Source organism: Streptomyces beijiangensis, assembly GCF_017315755.1.
Classification (GTDB): domain Bacteria; phylum Actinomycetota; class Actinomycetes; order Streptomycetales; family Streptomycetaceae; genus Streptomyces; species Streptomyces beijiangensis.
This window is the reverse complement of sequence record NZ_JAFLRJ010000580.1, coordinates 1-3273: the sequence shown is the minus strand read 5'-3', so window position 1 is coordinate 3273 and position 3273 is coordinate 1. Positions and strand designations below refer to the sequence as shown.

4 protein-coding genes are annotated in these 3273 nt (G+C 69.5%); all 4 read right to left on the bottom strand.

Features of this window, described 5'->3' with window-relative positions:
- Positions 1-121: twin-arginine translocation signal domain-containing protein (locus J0695_RS45810; RefSeq protein ID WP_206969166.1), on the bottom strand; the 121-nt coding region annotated here is incomplete at its 3' end.
- A gap of 108 nt (positions 122-229) precedes the next feature.
- On the bottom strand, positions 230-904 hold the full coding sequence (locus J0695_RS37115; protein ID WP_206969165.1) for an ester cyclase: 675 nt from the start codon (positions 902-904) through the stop codon (positions 230-232).
- A gap of 100 nt (positions 905-1004) precedes the next feature.
- On the bottom strand, positions 1005-2057 hold the full coding sequence (locus J0695_RS37110; protein ID WP_206969164.1) for a Zn-dependent alcohol dehydrogenase: 1053 nt from the start codon (positions 2055-2057) through the stop codon (positions 1005-1007).
- The gene (locus J0695_RS37105; RefSeq protein WP_206969163.1) at positions 2054-3205 is read right to left on the bottom strand and encodes an acyl-CoA dehydrogenase family protein; all 1152 of its coding nucleotides are present in this window, start codon (positions 3203-3205) and stop codon (positions 2054-2056) included. Before J0695_RS37105 ends, J0695_RS37110 begins: the two co-directional genes overlap by 4 nt.
- Between the last annotated feature and the right edge of the window lie 68 nt (positions 3206-3273).

Here is a 3273-nt window from a genome sequence, read left to right as displayed (position 1 = left end):
GGGCGGAGGCGTACGACGCGGTGGCGAGCGGGAGCTGCGAAACGGCCGCCGCTCCGAGAGCGACGGCCGATCCGGCCAGGAAACGGCGGCGGTCGCCACCTCGTGCACGTATGTCGGACATCCGGGACAACTCCCTTGTTCCTGTGGCCTCTTGTCACGCAAGAGACTCACAGGGCAAGGGAGCCCTCCGGTTGAACAGCCGGTGGCGGGCGTATGGCGCCTGGCGCAATCAGTCGCTGTGCGCGCCGTCCGCGACCTGCGCCACGTGCGCGACCGGGCAGCCGCCCGTCATCTGGCCGAGGAAGGCGTTCGGGTCGTAGAAGTGCTCTACTTCCAGGAGCTTCAGGTCGTCGCTCACCTTGGCGACGCTCATGCCGAACATCTCGATCGTCCGGCCGTCCGGCGGGAAGCCCTGGTACTCGCCCTCGAAGGCGCCCCAGTGCCGCCACTTGAAGGCGACGACCGGCGGCGGCGAGAGGACTTCGAGCACCTCCCAGTAGAAGCCCTGCGGGAACGCCGTGTGGAAGACGTCGTGCGAGGACTCGAAGGTCTCCTTGCCGTAGAAGACGCTGTCGCCGATGAGGACGTTGTAGCTTCCGCGGTCCACGATCTCGGCCGAGTCCGCCCACGCGCCCCCGTTGACCCGGGTACGGAACTTCTCCGAGACCATGGACACCCAGGTCGCCGGATCCGCCTTGTGCGAGACCTCCATCTCGAAGACCTGCACGATCGATTCGACGATCGCCTCCAGCGACCCGGGTGCGTGGTCGGTCGTACGCTGCCCGGGCATCACCGTGTGCGAGAGGTGATAATCCGGGACTTCTTCGCGCCAGTCGTCGGGGGATGCGGCGGCGATGACCGCTTCGCGTCCCTGGAGCCACAGAGGAGTCGGGGCCTGAGTCATGGAGAAGATCCTCACCCAGCAAACCTTTGGCCACAAGTACACGTTTGGTAATGTTCGATCTTCGACTCCCCTGTGAATCACGGGAGTTGAGGATTCCGGTTCAGCCGAAGGTGAGCACTCCGCGCGCGACCCTCCCGTGTTCGGCGTCGTCCGCGGCCTTCGCGAAGTCCTCGATCGGGTACGTCTCGGTGACCAGCTCGTCCAGGAGCAGGGCCCCCGTCCGGTACAGCTCCGCATAGAGCGCGATGTCGTGCTGCGGGCGTGAACTCCCGTACCGGCAGCCGAGGATCGTCTTGTCCAGGAAGAGCGCGGCGGGCACGAAGGACGCCTCGGCCGCCGCTGCCGGCATCCCGAGCAGGATCGCCTGACCGCCCCGGTCGAGCAGCTCGATGGCCTGCCGGATCAGCGCCACGTGCCCCACGCACTCGAAGACATGGTCTGCCCCCGTCGGCAGGATGTCCCGTACCGCGTCGGCCGAAGGCAGGAACTCCGTCGCCCCGAACTGCCGCGCCACCGCCTCCTTGGCGGGGTTGTTGTCGACGGCCACGATCCGGGTCGCGCCCGCGATCCTGGCGCCCTGGATGACGTTGAGCCCGATGCCGCCCGTCCCGATGACGACCACGCTCTCGCCGATGCCGACCTTCGCCCGGTTCAGTACGGCACCGACCCCGGTCAGCACCCCGCAGCCGATCAGCGCCGCCGAGGTCAGCGGAATGTCGGACGGGATCTTCACCGCCTGCACGGCCTTGACGATCGTGCGCTCGGCGAAGGAGGAGTTCGAGGCGAACTGGAAGAGCTTCTGCCCGCCCCGCGAGAAGGGCTTCCCCGGCATCCCGATCGCCTTGCGGCACATGGTCGGACGGCCGCGGTCGCAGTCGGAGCACGCGCCGCAGGCGGCGAGCGTGGAGAGCGACACATGGTCCCCTGCCGCCACATGCGTCACCCCGGCCCCGACGGCCTCCACGACTCCCGCGCCCTCGTGTCCGAGGACGCACGGCGCGGGGAAGGGGATGGTCCCGTCGATGACCGACAGATCGCTGTGGCAGAGCCCGGCGGCGGCGATGTCCACCAGGACCTCGCCGGGCCCCGGGTCCCGTATCTCCAGATCATCGACGACCTGGGCCTGCTTGCCGTCGAAGACGACACCCCTCATCTCGGCTCCCTCGGTAGGCCGAGCACGCGCTCGGCGATGATGTTGCGCTGGATCTCGTCCGAGCCGCCATAGATGGTGTCGGCCCGGCTGAAGAGGAACTGCCGTTGCTGTGCGTCGAGTTCGTAGGGATTCGCGGGGCTCCAGTCGTACGGACCGACCGCCGCGCCCGCCCCGCGCACCTGCATCGACAGCTCGCCGAGGCGCTGGTGCCAGCCGCCCCAGAGGAGCTTGGCGACGCTGGGGGCACCGGGGTCGCGGGTGGAGCCGAGGGTGCGCAGGGCGTTCCAGCGCATGGTGCGGAGCTCGGCCCACTGGCGTACGAGACGGTCACGCAGGACAGGGTCGCCGGAGGCGGCGCCGGTCGTGACGGCCTCCCGTACGACCTCCTCCAACTCCTGCGCGAAACCGATCTGTTGGACCAGGGTCGAAACCCCTCGCTCCAGGGCGAGGAGCCCCATGGCGACCTGCCAGCCGTTGCCCTCGCCGCCGACGACGCCTTCCGCGTGGGCTCCGTCGAAGAAGACCTCGTTGAACTCGGCGGTCCCCGACATCTGCCGGATGGGCCGCACATCGATCCGGCCCGGCTGGTCCATGGGTACGAGCAGGAAGGACAGGCCGTGGTGGCGTCTGCTGCCCTGCTCGGTGCGGGCCAGCACGAAGCACCAGTCGGCGTCCTGGGCGAGCGAGGTCCAGATCTTCTGGCCGGTGACGCGGTGGCTGTCGCCGTCCTTCTCGGCGGTGGTGCGGACGGCCGCGAGGTCGGAGCCCGCGCCGGGCTCGCTGTAGCCCTGGCACCAGAGTTCCTCGCCGCGGGCGACGGCGGGGAGGAAACGCTGCTGCTGTTCTTCGCTGCCGTAGGCGATGAGGGTGGGGGCGAGGAGGTTCTCGCCGATGTGGCCGACACGGGCGGGGGCGCGGGAGCGGGCGTACTCCTCGGCCCAGACGACCTGCTGGGTGAGGGTGGCGCGGCGGTTGCCGAAGCCGTCGGCGTGCCAGCCGATGCCTATCCAGCCGGCGGTGCCGAGCTCTTGTTCCCAGCGGCGGTGCGGGGTGGCGCCGGCGGTGAAGTCGCCGACGAGGTGGGCCTTGAGCCACTCCCGTACCTCGGAGCGGAAGGCGTCGTCCTCATCCCCGAAGGAGAAGTCCATCCCGGACCTCCTTCCGGAGAACGGGCGCCTCGCCCGGCGGACCCCCACTGGGGCTCCGCCCCAGACCC

Excerpts from the sequence above, each read along its gene's own strand:
- J0695_RS37115 (WP_206969165.1), bottom strand. The coding sequence starts at position 904 with ATGACTCAGGCCCCGACTCCTCTGTGGCTCCAGGGACGCGAAGCGGTC.
- J0695_RS37110 (WP_206969164.1), bottom strand. The coding sequence starts at position 2,057 with ATGAGGGGTGTCGTCTTCGACGGCAAGCAGGCCCAGGTCGTCGATGAT.
- J0695_RS37105 (WP_206969163.1), bottom strand. The coding sequence starts at position 3,205 with ATGGACTTCTCCTTCGGGGATGAGGACGACGCCTTCCGCTCCGAGGTA.